This window comes from Ruegeria sp. BB10, assembly GCF_056535725.1.
Map to the genome: position 1 here is coordinate 302403 of NZ_JBQFIW010000001.1, position 15817 is coordinate 318219.

The following is a 15817-nucleotide window of genomic DNA, read 5'->3' on the forward strand; positions in this document are numbered from 1 at the left end:
GCATGGCCGGCGCTGACACCCCTTCCGACAAACCTCATATCCCTGTTCTGCTGCGCCCATTACTGGCCGCTGTGGCGCCGGTGTCCGGTGCTTGGCTGGATGGGACGTTTGGGGCGGGTGGTTATACACGTGGCCTACTGGAGGCCGGGGCTGACAAAGTCATTGGCGTAGACCGTGATCCGTTGGCCTTTGAGATGGCGGCAGACTGGGCGGGTGGCTATGGCGACCGGCTGGTTATGCAGCCCGGGGTGTTTTCCCGCATGGATGAATACGCGCAAGATCTGGATGGCGTGGTGCTGGACCTCGGCGTCTCGTCCATGCAGTTGGATCAGGCCGAGCGTGGCTTTTCCTTCATGAAGGACGGCCCGCTGGACATGCGAATGAGCCAGGAGGGTGAGAGCGCCGCCGATCTGGTGAACACGGCGACCGAGGCCCAACTGGCCGATATTCTGTTCCACTATGGTGAAGAACGCGCCAGCCGACGGATCGCCAAGGCGATTGTGAAAGCGCGGGCGGATGACCCGATTACGACGACCCTGCGTCTGGTTCAGATCATCGAATCTTGCTTGCCGCGCCCCAAACCGGGGCAGTCGCACCCGGCAACGCGCAGCTTTCAGGGGCTGCGGATTGCAGTGAACGCGGAATATGAAGAGCTGTTTCAGGGGCTTATGGCTGCCGAACGCGCGTTGAAGCCAGGCGGGCAACTGGCTGTTGTGACTTTCCATTCCATCGAGGATCGGATGGTCAAAAGGTTCTTTCAGTCCCGCGCAGGCAAGACCGGGCGTGCCAATCGCTATGCACCTGAAATGGAACAAGAACTGCCGCAGTTCACGCTCAAGACCCGCAAAGCTGTGGGTCCGGATGAACAGGAATTGCAGGAAAATCCGCGTGCGCGCTCGGCCAAGCTGCGTGTGGCGGTACGGACTGAGGCTCCGGCAGGGGAAATTGATGCCCGCGCCATTGGGATGCCGCAACTGGGGGGAAGGGCAAAATGAAGAGTGTTTTGTATGTGTTGACTGCTCTGGCCGTGTTCGGACTGGCGCTTTGGGCGTATCAAGAGAATTACCGCACCCAGCAAGTGGTGAAGGAAACTCAGAAGCTACAGCGCGAGATTGGCATGGCGCAGGTGCGGCTGGCCGTTTTGAACGCCGAATGGGCTTACCTGAACCGTCCCGACCGGCTGCGCGAATTGGCCGACCTGAACTTTGAACGTCTGGGCCTGTTGCCGCTGCGCGCCGAACAATTCGGACGCGCTGATCAGATTTCTTACGCCGAGGACCCGGACCTGCCTATCGTCGACCCGGTCGAGTTGCAGGCGATCACCAGTACTCAGGCGCTGGGCGAGGTGCAGATCCCATGACCCGTACCCCTCTGCGCCCCCTGGCCCGTGTTCTTGACGCTCGCGCCCGCGGGGAAAACCCAAAGGCGATCGAGCGGGAAAACATCCGTCAGCGTCACGAAGACATGAAAGATCGCGCCCGTGCCCGCGCCGAAGGGCGTTTGCTGGTGCTGGGCCTGTTCTTCTTCTGCGCTTTCTCGGTGGTAGGGGTCCGAATGGGCATGCTTGCGACGTCCGAGGCACAAGAGCCGCTGGCAAGCGCCCCCGGTGCTGCGATTGCGATGCAGCGCGCAAATATCGTGGATCGCGAGGGGCGCATTCTGGCGACAAATCTGGACACCTATTCTGTCTATGCCCAGCCGCCTGCAATGATCGACCCAGTCGCCGCTGCAGATCAGCTGGTGGCGATCTTCCCTGATCTGGAAAAAGAGCGTCTAGTCAAAGATTTCACCGGTAGTCGTAAGTTCCTGTGGATCAAGAAACGTATCTCACCGGAACAGAAGCAGGCGGTGCATGATATCGGCGATCCCGGCATCTTATTTGGCCCGCGCGAGATGCGGTTGTATCCGAATGGGCGTCTGGCCGCGCATATTCTGGGTGGTTCGGGCTTTGGCCGCGAAGGCGTCAGCGCCGCCGAAGTTATCGGCGTGGCGGGGGTCGAGAAGCAATTCGACGATTATCTGCGTGACCCGGCCAACGGCAACAAACCGCTGCAACTTTCGCTGGACCTGACCATTCAAGCGGCGGTTGAGCAGGTTTTGTATGGCGGCATGAAGATCATGAACGCCAAAGGGGCCTCGGCGGTGCTGATGAACGCACACACGGGCGAGGTCATCTCGGCCGCGTCGCTGCCGTCCTTCGATCCGAACGACCGTCCGCGCCCGCCAACCTCGGGGTTTGATCCGTCGGACAGCCCATTGTTCAATCGCTATGTGCAGGGCGTTTATGAGCTGGGCTCGGTATTCAAAATCTTTACTGCCGCACAGGCTGTTCAGTTGGGGTTAGTGAATTCTGAGACAATCATCGACACCTCTGGTCCGATGCGGATCGGACGGTTCCCGATTGGTGAGTTCAACGGCAAGAACTATGGTAAGATCAGCGTTGCGGATGTGATCGTCCACAGCTCGAACCGTGGCACGGGCCGATTGGCCTTGCAGATCGGGTCGCGTCGTCAGCAGGATTTCCTTGAGGCGCTGGGCATGTTCGAACCCACCCCCTTTGAAATTGTCGAGGCCGCAGGCGGTGAACCGCTCAAGCCCAAGAAATGGGGCGAGCTGAGTACGGTAACCATTTCTTACGGTCATGGCCTATCCACCAGCCCGATGCATCTCGCAGCCGGATATGCAGCGATAGCCAATGGCGGGCATTATGTCAGCCCGACCATTCTGCGCAAAAATGGTGCTCAATACGGGCCGCGAGTCATGTCCGAAAGCGCCGCGAAACAGGCGCAGAACATGCTGCGCCGTGTGGTGACAGATGGCACTGCCAGCTTTGGCGATGTTGCAGGCTATGACGTGGCGGGTAAGACCGGCACGGCGGATAAGCCCAAGCCGCGCGGTGGGTATTATGATGAAAAGGTAATCGCGACGTTCGCGACGATCTTCCCGGCCTATGATCCGAAATATGTGTTGATCGTCACTCTGGATGAACCGTCCATCGTGGCCTACGGCGAAAAGCGGCGGACGGCGGGTTGGACGGCAGTTCCCGTGGCTGCCGAGCTGATCGGACGGATTGCCCCGCTACTTGGGTTGCGTCCCCGGCTTGAGCCTGAGGCGCGCGCTGCTATAACCCTGACCTCAAATTAGGCTGTCCAGCAGAGGTGGGTCATGGGCACAAGGACGAAAACACTTAGCCAACTGGCCCTGACTGCGCGGGGCGGGGCGAATCCCGACATTACCGGGCTGGCCGTTGACAGCCGTGAGGTGAAGGATGGCTATCTGTTCGCTGCGCTTCCCGGCACCCGCGTACATGGTGGAGAGTTCATACAATTCGCCCTGCGTATGGGGGCCGCTGCGATCCTGACAGATGCCGAAGGCGCTGAAATAGCGGCGGAGGAACTGGCCGCATCGGACGCTGCTTTGATCGTGGTTGAAGACCCCCGTCAAGCGCTGGCCGGATGTGCCGCGCTTTGGTTTGGGGCCCAGCCGCAGCACATCGTGGCTGTCACTGGGACAAACGGAAAAACGTCCGTGGCCACATTTGTACGCCAGATTTGGATGGAACTTGGACTGGCCGCCGTCAATCTTGGAACAACAGGGGTTGAGGGTGCGTGGACCGCACCGCTGGCGCATACCACGCCCGAGCCGATTACCTTGCACCGCTGTTTGGCCGAAGCTGCGGAAAACGGCGTGACCCATGCCGCGATGGAGGCGTCTTCGCACGGGCTCGAACAACGTCGTCTGGATGGCGTGCATCTGGCCGCTGCGGGCTTTTCGAATTTCACGCAGGATCACCTAGACTATCACGAAACCTTCGAGGCCTATTTCGCCGCCAAGGTGGGATTGTTCGATCGTGTGTTGCCACAGGACGGCACCGTGGTAATCAACATGAGCGACCCCAAAGGTGTCGAGGTTCGCAAAATAGCCGAAGCGCGGGGTCAAAGTGTATTGACCGTCGGGCTGGGCGATGCCGATCTGTGCCTAATCGGTCAGCGTTTTGACGCAACCGGGCAAGACTTGCGGTTTTCCTGGCAGGGCAAGGTGCTGCAAACCCGTCTGAACCTGATTGGAGGGTTTCAGGCCGAGAATATCCTGCTTGCCTGCGGGCTGGTCATCGCCGCCGGAGAAGAGCCCGAGCGTGTGTTCGAAACCTTGCCGCACCTGACAACCGTTCGGGGCCGAATGCAGCTGGCTGCGACCCGTGACAACGGCGCAGCGGTATTTGTCGATTACGCCCATACGCCGGACGCGGTGGCAACGGCGCTCAAGGCGATGCGGCCGCATGTCATGGGGCGCCTGATCGCCATTGTCGGCGCGGGTGGGGATCGGGATGCCACCAAGCGCCCGCTGATGGGTAAGGCAGCCGCCGATCATGCGGATCTTGTCTTTGTCACCGACGACAACCCACGCAGCGAGGACCCGGCCACGATCCGCGCCGCTGTTCTGCTGGGTGCGCCGGAGGCCACCGAAGTGGGCGATAGGGCCGAAGCCATCCTGCGCGGCATTGACGCTCTGCAACCCGGTGACGCGCTGTTGATCGCCGGAAAAGGCCATGAGACTGGGCAAATCGTCGGTGATCAGGTGTTGCCGTTTGATGATGTGGAACAGGCCAGTATCAGTGTGGCCGCGCTGGACGGGAGGGTGGCATGACGCTTTGGACAGCAGCCGAGGCGGCCGAGGCCACCGGAGGGCGCGCCACGACCGATTGGGCGGTAAATGGCGTATCGATCGACACCAGGACCATTCAGCCGGGCGATTTGTTCGTTGCTCTCAAAGCCGAGCGTGACGGGCATGATTTTGTGGCGCAGGCGTTGGAAAAAGGTGCGGGTGCTGCTTTGGTGTCGCGCATTCCCGAAGGTGTTTCGAAAGACGCTCCGCTGTTGATAGTCGATGATGTTCAGATCGGGCTAGAGGCATTGGGGCAAGCAGGCCGCGCCCGAACCGACGCGCGCGTGGTGGGTGTTACCGGCAGCGTCGGAAAGACCTCGACCAAGGAAATGCTGGCGACCATATTGGAAAAGCAGGGAAAAACCCACGCCAGCGTGGCCAGCTATAACAACCATTGGGGCGTTCCCCTGACGCTGGCTCGGATGCCGCGCGACATTGAATTCGCCGTGATCGAGATCGGCATGAACCATCCCGGAGAGATTGCCCCGTTGGCGCGTCAGGCACGCCCGCATGTGGCGTTGGTGACGACGGTTGCGGCGGTCCATCTTGAGGCGTTCGATTCGGTTGCGGGTATCGCTCAGGAAAAAGCCGCGATCTTCGAAGGGCTCGAACCCGGTGGAGCGGCCATCGTGAATGCAGATATCGAACACGCAGAAATTTTGCGTCAGATCGCGCAGGACTACGGGGCCGGTATCGTTGATTTTGGCCGTAAGGCTGCAGATTACGCTTTGACCGATATCTCGCAAGGAGGCGACTCGGTGCGTGCGGAAGCTGCGGTTGGGGATGCCACCATCACCTATGACGTGCAATCGGCAGGAACGCATTTTGCCATGAATGCGCTGGGTGCATTGGCGGCCTGTGTTGAAATGGGTGTTGATCTTGATGAAGCCATCGCAGGTCTGCGCCAATGGTCTCCGGTCAAAGGGCGGGGCGTGCGCGAGGTGCTGCCGCTGGCGGCGGGCGGGCAGATTGAGCTGTTGGATGACAGTTATAACGCCAATCCCACCTCGATGGAGGCCGCGTTGGATGTGTTGGCTGCGGCGGAGGGCACGCGCCGGGTCGCTTTTTTGGGTGATATGAAAGAGTTGGGCACGCAGGAAATCGCCATGCATTCCGGAATGGCGGATGTCGCGGCAATGGCGCAGGTCGATCAGGTTCACTGTATCGGTCCGTTGATGAAGGCTCTGCATGCAGCGCTGCCCGAGGGCAAGCGCGGGTTGTGGAGTGAAACAAGCACCGAAATGGCCGCGCATCTGCCGGATTTGATCCGGGCAGGCGATACGGTTCTGGCCAAAGGGTCGCTGAGCATGGCGCTGGCTCAGATTGTTGACGGTTTGCGGAAAATGGGGCAAGGGAGCGCGCTTGACCCATGACCTCCGCATGAGAAAGGTTTTGACATGCTCTATTGGTTGACCGCCCTGTCGGATGGGGGGGATTTCTTTAACCTCTTCCGCTATATCACCTTCCGTGCGGGCGGAGCCTTTCTGACCGCGTTGATCTTTGGCTTTATCTTCGGCAAGCCGCTGATCAACGTATTGCGCAGGAAACAGGGTAAAGGTCAGCCGATCCGAGACGACGGTCCTGAGGGGCATTTTTCCAAGGCTGGTACGCCAACTATGGGCGGGTTGCTGATCGTTGGTGCGCTGGTGACCTCAACGCTGGTCTGGGCGCGGTGGGACAATCCTTATGTCTGGATGGTGTTGTTTGTGACACTGGCTTATGCGGCAATCGGTTTTGCAGATGACTATGCCAAGGTGTCCAAGCAGAACACTAAGGGTGTGTCCGGAAAGACAAGGATGGCGCTGGGGGTGATTATTGCGGTTCTGGCTTCGCTTTGGGCGACATTGCATCACCCTGAGGCGCTGCAGAACCAATTGGCGGTGCCAGTTTTCAAGGACACGCTGGTCAATCTGGGTATTTTCTATATTCCGTTCGCAATTGTTGTGATCGTGGGCGCGGCCAACGCCGTGAACCTGACCGATGGGCTGGACGGGCTGGCGATTATGCCAGCGATGATTGCGGCCTCGACACTTGGCATCATTGCCTATGCGGTCGGTCGGGTCGACTTTACCGAATATCTGGACGTGCATTACGTGCCGGGTACGGGGGAGATTTTCATCTTTACCTCGGCACTGTTTGGCGCGGGGCTTGGGTTTCTGTGGTACAACGCGCCACCCGCGGCTGTGTTCATGGGCGATACCGGTTCGCTGGCTTTGGGCGGCGCGCTAGGTGCAATTGCGGTGGCCACCAAGCACGAGCTGGTACTGGCCGTTGTCGGTGGGCTTTTCGTTGTGGAAGCGCTGAGTGTGATTATTCAGGTTCTGTACTTCAAACGCACCGGTCGCCGCGTGTTTCTGATGGCACCAATCCATCACCACTATGAGAAAAAGGGGTGGGCCGAGCCGACCATTGTGATCCGGTTCTGGATCATCTCGCTGATCCTGGCGATGATTGGTCTGGCGACTTTGAAAGTCCGGTAACGCTCCCGCCAGGTTCGGCGGACCTGCGGTCCACCTGCCACCTGTTGTGCCCGGCTCGCGCTGACGCGCGAGCCTTTTGTTGCCCTTGCCAATAGAGTTTTCTTCTGCGCAGTGTGACGGCCAATTGGACGTCAGAAGAAGGTGGGCGGCATGATCCCGGTCAAAGGGTTTTCAGGGCAAAAGGTTGCGGTTCTGGGGCTTGGCCGATCGGGTCTGGCCACGGCCCGTGCATTGCGGGCAGGTAAGGCTGAGCCTGTCTGTTGGGATGACAATCCCGCCGCTCGCGAAACAGCCGAGGCAGAAGGTTTCACTTGCGCCGATTTGCACCGCCACGGGGCGTTTGACGACATCGCGTCGCTGATCGTGTCGCCGGGAATTCCGCATCTCTATCCCGAACCGAACCCGATTGTGGTTGCTGCGCTAGACGCCGGAGTGCCGGTGGACAACGATATTGGGCTGTTCTTCCGATCCTTTGCCGGGCCGGAATGGAACAACTATGACACTCCGCCTCGCGTTATTGCGGTGACCGGGTCGAATGGGAAATCAACCACCGCTGCATTGATTCATCACATCCTGACCGAAGCCGGGCGTGAGGCACAGCTGGCAGGGAATATTGGGCGCGGGGTGCTGGATATTGATCCGGGTGGAGACGGGTCGGTGGTTGTGTTGGAGTTGTCCAGCTATCAGACCGATCTGGCCCGCGCTCTGACGCCGGATGTGGCAGTGTTCACCAATCTGTCTCCGGATCATCTGGACAGGCATGGCGGGATGGGGGGCTATTTCGCAGCCAAACGCCGGTTATTTGCCGAGGGCGGACCGGATCGCGCAGTGATTGGTGTGGATGAAAACGAAGGCGCGTTTCTGGCGGGCCAGCTGTCCGAAGGGCCGACTGACGACCGGGTCATCCGTGTCTCGGTGGCGCGCAAACTGACCGGGCCGGGGTGGCAGGTCTTTGCACGCAAGGGGTTCTTGTCGGAGTACCGCAAGGGGCGGCAGGCTGGGTCAATCGACCTGCGTCAGATCAAGGGCCTGCCCGGCGTTCATAACCATCAGAACGCTTGTGCCGCCTATGCTGCCTGCCGCGCGTTGGGGCTGGCGCCGCGCGTAATTGAGGATGCGCTGCACAGCTATCCCGGCTTGCCGCATCGCAGCCAGATTATCGCCGAAGTGGACGGCGTGACCTATGTGAACGATTCCAAGGCCACCAATGTAGACAGCGCGCTGAAGGCGTTGAGCGCGTTTAAAAAGATCCGGTGGATTTGTGGGGGACTGGAAAAAGAGGGTGGTCTTTCAGCGTTGAACGGCGCGGCGGATCAGGTGCTCAAGGCTTATGTGATCGGGCGCGAAGCTGCCAATTTCGCGCTTCAACTTGAAGCCGAAGCGCAGGTCTGCACCACAATGGCGGAAGCCGTAGCGCAGGCCATGTCAGATGCGCAACCGGGAGAGACGGTGCTGCTGGCCCCTGCAGCGGCAAGTTTCGATCAGTATGACAATTTTGAACAGCGCGGAGAGGACTTCGCTGAACAGGTTCGGCAACGGCTGGCGTGATAGTCATTTGCAATAGACCGCCGGTTGGGCCAAGCTACAGTGCTATCAGCTTGACGCGCCGTGACAATTACGTTTGGCTCCGGGCAAATTCAACACGAGGTAATGACTATGCCATACCGTAAGTTTTCTCTGATCCTACCCGCCGTTTTGGTGGCTGGTGCCTGCACGAATGTTGGTGCCAATTATCAGCCGATTGTCGATGGCCCGATTGGCCCGAACTACAACGTGGATCTGCAGCAATGCCAACAGCTGGCTGCATCGCAAGCCAGCGTTGATGGCTCCACCGCCGGGAACGCCGCAATCGGCGCGGCAGGTGCGGCTGCGGTTACCGGGATCGTTCAGGACAGCAGCGACAATCTGGGTCGTGCAGCGGTCGCTGGCGCTCTGGTCGGTGCCGGTGCGGACGTGATCAACAAAAACCAGAATAAAGAAGTCATCGTGCGCAACTGTATGCGCGGACGTGGCTATAACGTCGTCGGCTAACGGGTTGCGATTGCAACTCCAGCAGCGTGGCCCGAGGACCACGCCCATTGGAAATTGTAGCCGCCCAGCCAACCGGTGACATCCACCGCTTCGCCAATCGCATAGAGGCCGGGGACATCCCTGGCCTCCATCGTTTTTGACGACAGATCATCAGTATCGATCCCGCCCAGGGTGACCTCGGCGGTGCGATAACCTTCGGTGCCAGAAGGGGTCAGTGGCCAATTGGACAGGGCCGTAATCAAATCGGTCAGTGCCGCGTCGGATTGGTCGGCCAGGTTGCCCTGCATCGGAATATGCTGGCTTAGGTACTCCACCAGCCGTGTTGGCAAGTGGCGGGCAAGTTCGGTGGTCAGGGCCTTGCGGCCCCCGCTCTGCCGCTGATCGCGCAGCAGGTCGAAAAGGGGAAGATCGGGTATCAGGTTGACCCGGATCGCCTCACCCTCGCGCCAATAAGAAGACAATTGCAGCACCGATGGCCCGCTGAGGCCGCGATGGGTGAACAGCAGCGCCTCGTCAAAGCTGGTGCGCTCGTTTGACAGGCGTGCGGGCAGGGACACGCCGGAAAGGTCCTTGAATTTCCCGTCCGAGAAGGTGAACGGCACCAATGCTGCGCGTGTGTCGGTGATCCGCAGACCGAACTGGCGGGCGATATCATAGGCCAAGCCGGTTGCACCCATCTTGGGGATCGACTTACCGCCCGTTGCCAGAACCAGATTGGTGCAAGTCAGGCTGAGGCGCTGCCCTTCGCGGTCGACTTCCAGCGCGAAACCGGCCTCGGTCTTGCGCAAGTCTTTCAACTCGGTACGCACCCACAGATCGGCCCCGGCGCGCTCCATCTCGGTCAACAGCATCTGAATGATCTGTTTCGAGGAACCGTCGCAGAACAATTGGCCAAGGGTTTTTTCATGCCACGCGATATCGTGGCGCCCGACCAGGTCAACGAAATCCCACTGCGTATATCGCGCCAAGGCCGACTTGCAGAAATGCGGGTTTTGCGACAGGAAGTTGCCCGGCCCGGCGTACATGTTGGTGAAATTGCAACGCCCGCCACCTGAGATGCGAATTTTCTCTCCGGCCGCTTTGGCATGATCGATCACCAGAACGCACCCACCGCAATGGATCGCGCACATCATACCGGCTGCACCGGCACCGAGGATGATCGTGTCATATGTCATGGGCTGCGCATGGCGTGGAATTGGAAGGAAGGCAAGAGCCAGCGCGGTTTCGGCACGTTGCTAAAGCCTTCATGCGTCACTGCACGTGAAGCGCTTTGTTCAGTAGAAATACAGATTGCCAGCTACCCAACGCGCTGACATGCTGCCCTTTTGACGCGCGTTTTCGAAAAAGGATGAATGGATGCGATTTCCGGACTTTATTACTGCGTTTCCAAAGTTGGATGTGCCTTTCCCCGAGGATGTCGTGCAGACGGCGGTCATAAGATCTGACGCCGGCCTCGCGGCGTTTTTTACGTTTCTTCAGGATATGGAGCTTCCATTGCATTCACATGGGGCCCAATGGGGAACGGTCATCGAAGGTGAGGTCGAGCTGACTATCGGAGGAGTTACCAAAACCTACCGTCCCGGTGACAGCTATTCGATTCCGGCCGGGGTGGAACACGGCGGGCAGATCAAGGCCGGGACCCGTGTGATCGACGTGTTTGAAGAGCCGGATCGGTATCCAATCAAAGAGTGACGTAAATTCTGCGCTGTCCTGCGCGGGCATTATTCAGCCCCTTTGACACCGCGATGGGATTGGGGCCGTTTGTCCAATTGCTAAGGTCACCGCCACTGACGGGCCGTTTTCCGCATACCCGCTCATTCCGCTAGCCCAAACGCAAAAATGTCTGTAGACTCTCAATCAGATCCCGAAAACGGGGCGTGAACGAGGCAGTAAGTGGCGGTATCTCATGACTGAGATGGTGTATGGCGCGGTCCAGGACCAGCGCGGAGAACCGATTCTACCAAAGTGGTGGCGGACGATTGATCGCTGGACCATGTCCTGTGTGCTGATCCTGTTTGTCATTGGGCTGTTGCTGGGGCTGGCCTCGTCGCCGCCGTTGGCCGGGCGCAACGGGTTTGACCCGTTCCACTATGTCGAACGGCAGGCGATCTTTGGCGGGCTGGCTCTGGTTGCGATGCTGCTGACCTCGATGATGTCCCCGACACTGGTGCGGCGTCTGGCAGTGCTGGGCTTTCTTGCGTCGTTTGTGGCGCTGGCGTTTCTGCCGGTCTTTGGCACCGATTTCGGCAAGGGGGCAGTGCGTTGGTATTCGCTGGGCTTTGCCTCGATGCAGCCATCCGAGTTTCTAAAGCCCGGCTTTATTGTCGTGGCCGCATGGTTGCTGGCCGCGTCGCAGGAAATCAACGGTCCTCCGGGGCGGTTATGGTCCTTTGCGCTGTGCATGGCCATCGTTGGCATGCTGGTGTTGCAACCTGATTTCGGTCAAGCCTGTCTGATCCTGTTTGGCTGGGGCGTGATGTATTTTGTGGCAGGGGCACCTATGCTGCTTCTGCTGGGTATGGCCGGGGCGGTCGTGCTGGGCGGTATGCTGGCCTATTCGAACTCGGAACACTTTGCCCGCCGCATCGACGGGTTCCTGAACCAAGAGGTCGATCCGACCACGCAGCTGGGCTATGCCACCAACGCCATTCGCGAAGGTGGATTGTTCGGTGTTGGCGTGGGCGAGGGGCAGGTAAAATGGTCGCTGCCCGATGCGCATACCGATTTTATCATCGCTGTCGCGGCTGAGGAATACGGCCTGATCCTGGTGCTGATCATCATCGCGCTCTATTCGATCATCGTTGTACGCTCGCTGCTGCGGTTGATGCGCGAGCGGGACATGTTCATCCGTCTGGCAGGCACAGGTCTGGCCTGCATGTTTGGCGTCCAGGCCATGATCAACATGGGTGTTGCGGTGCGGCTTCTGCCCGCCAAGGGCATGACGCTGCCGTTTGTCAGTTATGGTGGTTCATCCCTGATTGCGGGCGGCATCGCGGTTGGCATGTTGTTGGCCTTCACCCGCACCCGCCCACAGGGCGAGCTTGGCGATATTCTGCGCGGACGAGGTTAATGAACAAACCCTACCTTCTGATTGCAGCTGGCGGCACCGGGGGGCACATGTTCCCGGCACAAGCGCTGGCCGAGGCGATGCTGCAAAAAGGTTGGCGCGTGCGCCTGTCTACCGATACGCGCGGCGCACGGTATACCAGTGGCTTCCCGCACTCGACCGAAATTGTCGAGGCGTCCTCGGCCACTTTCGCGCGTGGTGGTTTGGCCGCAAAGGCGCTGGTCGGACCCAAGATTGCGGGTGGCGTGACCAGCATGTCATTGCAGATGATGCGCGACCGGCCGGATGTGGTTGTGGGATTTGGCGGTTATCCTTCGATCCCGGCGCTGGGCGCGGCGACGATGTTGAAAATCCCGCGCATGATCCATGAACAGAACGGTATTCTGGGACGGGTAAACCAGCTGTTTGCGACCCGCGTGTCTCAGGTAGCTTGCGGTATTTGGCCCACGGACCTGCCCGAGGGGGCAAAGGGCATCCATACTGGCAATCCGGTTCGGGCCGCCGTTCTTGAACGCGCGGCGGCGGGTTACATTCCGCCCGGAGATTACCCGATGTCGATCCTGGTGGTGGGGGGATCGCAGGGCGCGCGCATCCTCAGCGATGTGGTGCCCGGCGCGATTGCAGCTTTGCCCGAATTGCTGCGCGGCCATATCCGCGTTGCCCATCAGGCACGTGACGAAGATGGCGAACGGGTTACGGCGTTCTACGCTGATCACGGCATCCGTGCCGAGGTCAAACCGTTTTTTCACGACGTTCCCCGCCGCATGTCGGATGCACAGTTGGTTATCTCGCGCTCGGGGGCGTCAAGCGTTGCCGATATTTCGGTCATCGGGCGACCCTCGATCCTGATCCCGTTTGCGGCTGCCGCAGGCGACCACCAGACCGCCAATGCACGCGGGCTGGTACAGGCGGGTGGGGCGATCATGATTCCAGAAAACGCCCTTGACGTTTCCTCGCTGACCGAGCAAATCACCGCAGTTCTGACTAACCCTGAAGCCGCGCAAAAAATGGCCCATGCCGCCCTTTCGACCGGAGCTCCGGACGCAACCGAGCGTCTGACGGCCCTTGTCGAGCAACTGGCGCAGAAGGAGACCGCATGAATCCTGCAACCAAACTGCCGCAAGATGTAGGGCCGATCCATTTCGTAGGGATCGGCGGGATCGGGATGTCGGGCATTGCCGAAGTGCTGCTGAACCTTGGCTACCGGGTGCAGGGGTCGGACCTGAAGGCCTCGAAAATCACTGACCGTCTGGCCAGCTTGGGGGGCGAGATTTTTGTCGGCCAACGCGCCGAGAACCTGGAAAACGCCGCCGTAGTAGTGGTGTCGACCGCGATCAAACCGGGCAACCCGGAATTGGACGGTGCCCGCGCGCGCGGACTGCCGGTTGTACGCCGGGCTGACATGCTGGCCGAATTGATGCGCCTGAAGTCCAACATCGCGATTGCCGGAACCCACGGCAAAACAACCACCACCACCATGATGGCCGAGTTGATGGTGGCCGGTGATTTCGACCCGACGGTGATCAATGGTGGGATCATCCACGCCTATGGCTCCAACGCGCGGATGGGACAGGGCGAATGGATGGTGGTCGAGGCCGACGAATCCGACGGCTCGTTCAATCGTCTACCTGCGACCATAGCCATTGTTACCAATATCGACCCCGAGCATATGGAACACTGGGGCGACTTCGACAAATTGCGCGACGGTTTCTACGAGTTCGTGTCGAACTTGCCTTTCTACGGTCTGGCCGTGTGCTGCACCGATCATGCCGAGGTGCAGACGCTGGTTGGCCGCATCACTGACCGGCGCGTGCGGACCTATGGTTTCAATGCGCAGGCCGATGTACGTGCAGTTAACCTGACTTACAAAGGCGGCATCGCGCATTTCGACATCCACCTGCAATACGAAGACACGGTGATCGAAGGCTGTACCTTGCCGATGCCCGGTGATCACAACGTCTCAAACGCCTTGTCTGCGGCGTCAGTGGCCCGGCACCTAGGCATGAAGACCTCGGAAATTCGTGATGCGCTGGCCAATTTCGGTGGCGTGAACCGCCGCTTTACCAAGGTGGGTGAGGTTGATGGGGTCACCATCATTGACGATTACGGCCATCACCCTGTGGAAATTGCTGCTGTGCTGAAAGCTGCCCGTCAGGCCACTGAGGGACGGGTCATCGCCGTGCATCAGCCGCACCGGTATTCCCGCCTGTCCAACCTGTTTGATGATTTCTGCACGTGTTTCAACGACGCCGATGTCGTTGCCATCGCTGACATATTTGCCGCCGGAGAGGACCCGATCAAGGGTGCATCCCGCGATGATCTTGTGCAGGGCCTGATCCGCCACGGCCATCGACACGCCCGCGCATTGCTGGACGAAGGCGATCTTGAACGTCTGGTTCGCGAACAGGCGCGTCCCGGAGATATGGTCGTCTGCCTGGGGGCAGGTACGATCAGTGCTTGGGCCAACGGATTGCCCGCTCGATTGCAGCAAAAACAGGCGGTCTGAGGCAATGGACTCTCGCCTATTGCAACTATAAAGTGTGACGTCGCAATCGCAGACGGGATGTCCTCGGAGGGGCATATGGCATATTCGGTAATGTTTGCAGCTTTGTGGGTCGTGGCCTCGACAATTGTGGCCATGTTGCCGATGCGTCTGCAGTTCCCGCCTGGAGTTGTGTTATTCATCTCTGCGCCTGCTCTGATTGTCTGGCTGGGCCATGACTATGGCTGGGTGTTTGGGCTGTTGGCTAGCGCTGCCTTTGTATCCATGTTCCGCAATCCCATCCGGTTTTACTGGCGCCGTTGGACCGGTGCGGAGGTTCAGAAATGAACTTGTCCATCGCCCTTGCCGCGCTTTGGGGAATTGCCGCAAATGTGCTGGCGATGATCCCCAGCAAAGACAATCACTGGACCCGCGCCTATATCCTGATTGCGGTGGGGATTCCGATTTTGGGATACGTGACGCTTCAGAACGGACCGTGGATCGGGTTGATTGTAATGGCAGCAGGCATGTCGGTGCTGCGCTGGCCGGTGATTTATCTGGGGCGTTGGGTGCGACGGCTTGTTGGACACTGACATGGTCGAATACGTATTTTACACTCTCGCATTCTTTCTGCCCCTGTTTTTGATTTGGATAGCCTCACACATTCTTATTATTAAAGGGAAGTTCAGAGGACCGATCTATCTTCTTATATTTTTGTTTGTTTCTTTTGCCGTGTGGTATTGGACCCCTGTTAGCGCGTACGCCAGTCAGAGCGCCGAGGGGTTCGTTGTGCTATTTACAGTCGCTTATACCTCGAGCGTGATCGTCCAATTCGTGCCAGGTCTTACCCTTGGAATTTTGACTGGTGGATTGCACCGGATTTTGCTCAGGAAGTTGAAGTCTGATGCCAGTATTGCGCCCGTGTAATAACCCAAGAGGGTAAAATGCTGTGCTCCAAAGAAACGCTTGGTTGAGGACAGCTGAACCATTTTGACCAAACATTCAGATGAGGACACTGATTGGAGATAATTGAAGTAGTAGCCGCTGTCGTGTTGGCGATGGCGCTTCCGGTATTTTTATCCGGGCTGGCAT

At 59.2% G+C, this 15817-nt stretch carries 15 protein-coding genes; 14 read left to right on the forward strand and 1 reads right to left on the reverse strand.

The features are described 5' to 3' along the window. The first annotated feature begins 2 nt into the window (after window positions 1–2). The 8 genes from rsmH to ACR3EP_RS01590 all read left to right on the forward strand — a co-directional run bounded on the left by rsmH (window position 3) and on the right by ACR3EP_RS01590 (window position 9176). Window positions 3–995: a 16S rRNA (cytosine(1402)-N(4))-methyltransferase RsmH gene (rsmH, locus tag ACR3EP_RS01555; protein ID WP_480638986.1), complete on the forward strand. Its 993-nt coding sequence runs from the start codon at window positions 3–5 to the stop codon at window positions 993–995. After that, window positions 992–1360, forward strand: a complete 369-nt coding sequence (ftsL, locus tag ACR3EP_RS01560) for a cell division protein FtsL (RefSeq protein WP_170348029.1) — start codon at window positions 992–994, stop codon at window positions 1358–1360. The genes rsmH and ftsL overlap by 4 nt, the downstream gene beginning before the upstream one ends. Next, the gene (locus tag ACR3EP_RS01565; protein WP_170548052.1) at window positions 1357–3144 is read left to right on the forward strand and encodes a peptidoglycan D,D-transpeptidase FtsI family protein; all 1788 of its coding nucleotides are present in this window, start codon (window positions 1357–1359) and stop codon (window positions 3142–3144) included. The genes ftsL and ACR3EP_RS01565 overlap by 4 nt, the downstream gene beginning before the upstream one ends. Before the next feature lie 21 nt (window positions 3145–3165). Next, a complete protein-coding gene (locus ACR3EP_RS01570) occupies window positions 3166–4647 on the forward strand; it encodes a UDP-N-acetylmuramoyl-L-alanyl-D-glutamate--2,6-diaminopimelate ligase (RefSeq protein WP_480635984.1) in 1482 nt (493 codons plus the stop codon). After that, window positions 4644–6038: a UDP-N-acetylmuramoyl-tripeptide--D-alanyl-D-alanine ligase gene (locus ACR3EP_RS01575; protein WP_480635986.1), complete on the forward strand. Its 1395-nt coding sequence runs from the start codon at window positions 4644–4646 to the stop codon at window positions 6036–6038. Before ACR3EP_RS01570 ends, ACR3EP_RS01575 begins: the two co-directional genes overlap by 4 nt. A gap of 24 nt (window positions 6039–6062) precedes the next feature. Continuing rightward, window positions 6063–7145, forward strand: a complete 1083-nt coding sequence (gene mraY, locus ACR3EP_RS01580) for a phospho-N-acetylmuramoyl-pentapeptide-transferase (RefSeq protein ID WP_170360278.1) — start codon at window positions 6063–6065, stop codon at window positions 7143–7145. A gap of 150 nt (window positions 7146–7295) precedes the next feature. Then, on the forward strand, window positions 7296–8693 hold the full coding sequence (murD, locus tag ACR3EP_RS01585) for a UDP-N-acetylmuramoyl-L-alanine--D-glutamate ligase (protein WP_480635988.1): 1398 nt from the start codon (window positions 7296–7298) through the stop codon (window positions 8691–8693). A gap of 108 nt (window positions 8694–8801) precedes the next feature. After that, a complete protein-coding gene (locus ACR3EP_RS01590) occupies window positions 8802–9176 on the forward strand; it encodes a glycine zipper family protein (RefSeq protein WP_254428516.1) in 375 nt (124 codons plus the stop codon). Here the strand turns inward: ACR3EP_RS01590 and ACR3EP_RS01595 are convergent. After that, on the reverse strand, window positions 9173–10351 hold the full coding sequence (locus ACR3EP_RS01595) for a BaiN/RdsA family NAD(P)/FAD-dependent oxidoreductase (protein ID WP_480635990.1): 1179 nt from the start codon (window positions 10349–10351) through the stop codon (window positions 9173–9175). The two genes, ACR3EP_RS01590 and ACR3EP_RS01595, sit on opposite strands and share 4 nt — an antisense overlap. 181 nt (window positions 10352–10532) lie before the next feature. Here ACR3EP_RS01595 and ACR3EP_RS01600 point away from each other — a divergent pair, with 181 nt between their 5' ends. The 6 genes from ACR3EP_RS01600 to ACR3EP_RS01625 all read left to right on the forward strand — a co-directional run bounded on the left by ACR3EP_RS01600 (window position 10533) and on the right by ACR3EP_RS01625 (window position 15318). Beyond that, the gene (locus ACR3EP_RS01600; protein WP_170374536.1) at window positions 10533–10868 is read left to right on the forward strand and encodes a cupin domain-containing protein; all 336 of its coding nucleotides are present in this window, start codon (window positions 10533–10535) and stop codon (window positions 10866–10868) included. 214 nt (window positions 10869–11082) lie between these two features. After that, complete coding sequence (ftsW, locus tag ACR3EP_RS01605; RefSeq protein WP_170348041.1) at window positions 11083–12246, forward strand: putative lipid II flippase FtsW; 1164 nt, start codon at window positions 11083–11085, stop codon at window positions 12244–12246. Further along, window positions 12246–13343, forward strand: coding sequence for a UDP-N-acetylglucosamine--N-acetylmuramyl-(pentapeptide) pyrophosphoryl-undecaprenol N-acetylglucosamine transferase (locus ACR3EP_RS01610; RefSeq protein ID WP_480635992.1), 1098 nt, complete (start codon window positions 12246–12248; stop codon window positions 13341–13343). The genes ftsW and ACR3EP_RS01610 overlap by 1 nt, the downstream gene beginning before the upstream one ends. Further along, window positions 13340–14749 (forward strand): UDP-N-acetylmuramate--L-alanine ligase, encoded by a 1410-nt coding sequence (murC, locus tag ACR3EP_RS01615; protein ID WP_480635993.1) that lies wholly within the window; start codon window positions 13340–13342, stop codon window positions 14747–14749. Before ACR3EP_RS01610 ends, murC begins: the two co-directional genes overlap by 4 nt. 75 nt (window positions 14750–14824) lie before the next feature. Then, entirely contained in the window at window positions 14825–15073 is a 249-nt protein-coding gene (locus tag ACR3EP_RS01620) for a DUF2484 family protein (RefSeq protein WP_170548058.1), read from the forward strand. After that, complete coding sequence (locus ACR3EP_RS01625) at window positions 15070–15318, forward strand: DUF2484 family protein (RefSeq protein ID WP_170348045.1); 249 nt, start codon at window positions 15070–15072, stop codon at window positions 15316–15318. The genes ACR3EP_RS01620 and ACR3EP_RS01625 overlap by 4 nt, the downstream gene beginning before the upstream one ends. The last annotated feature ends 499 nt before the right edge of the window (window positions 15319–15817 follow it).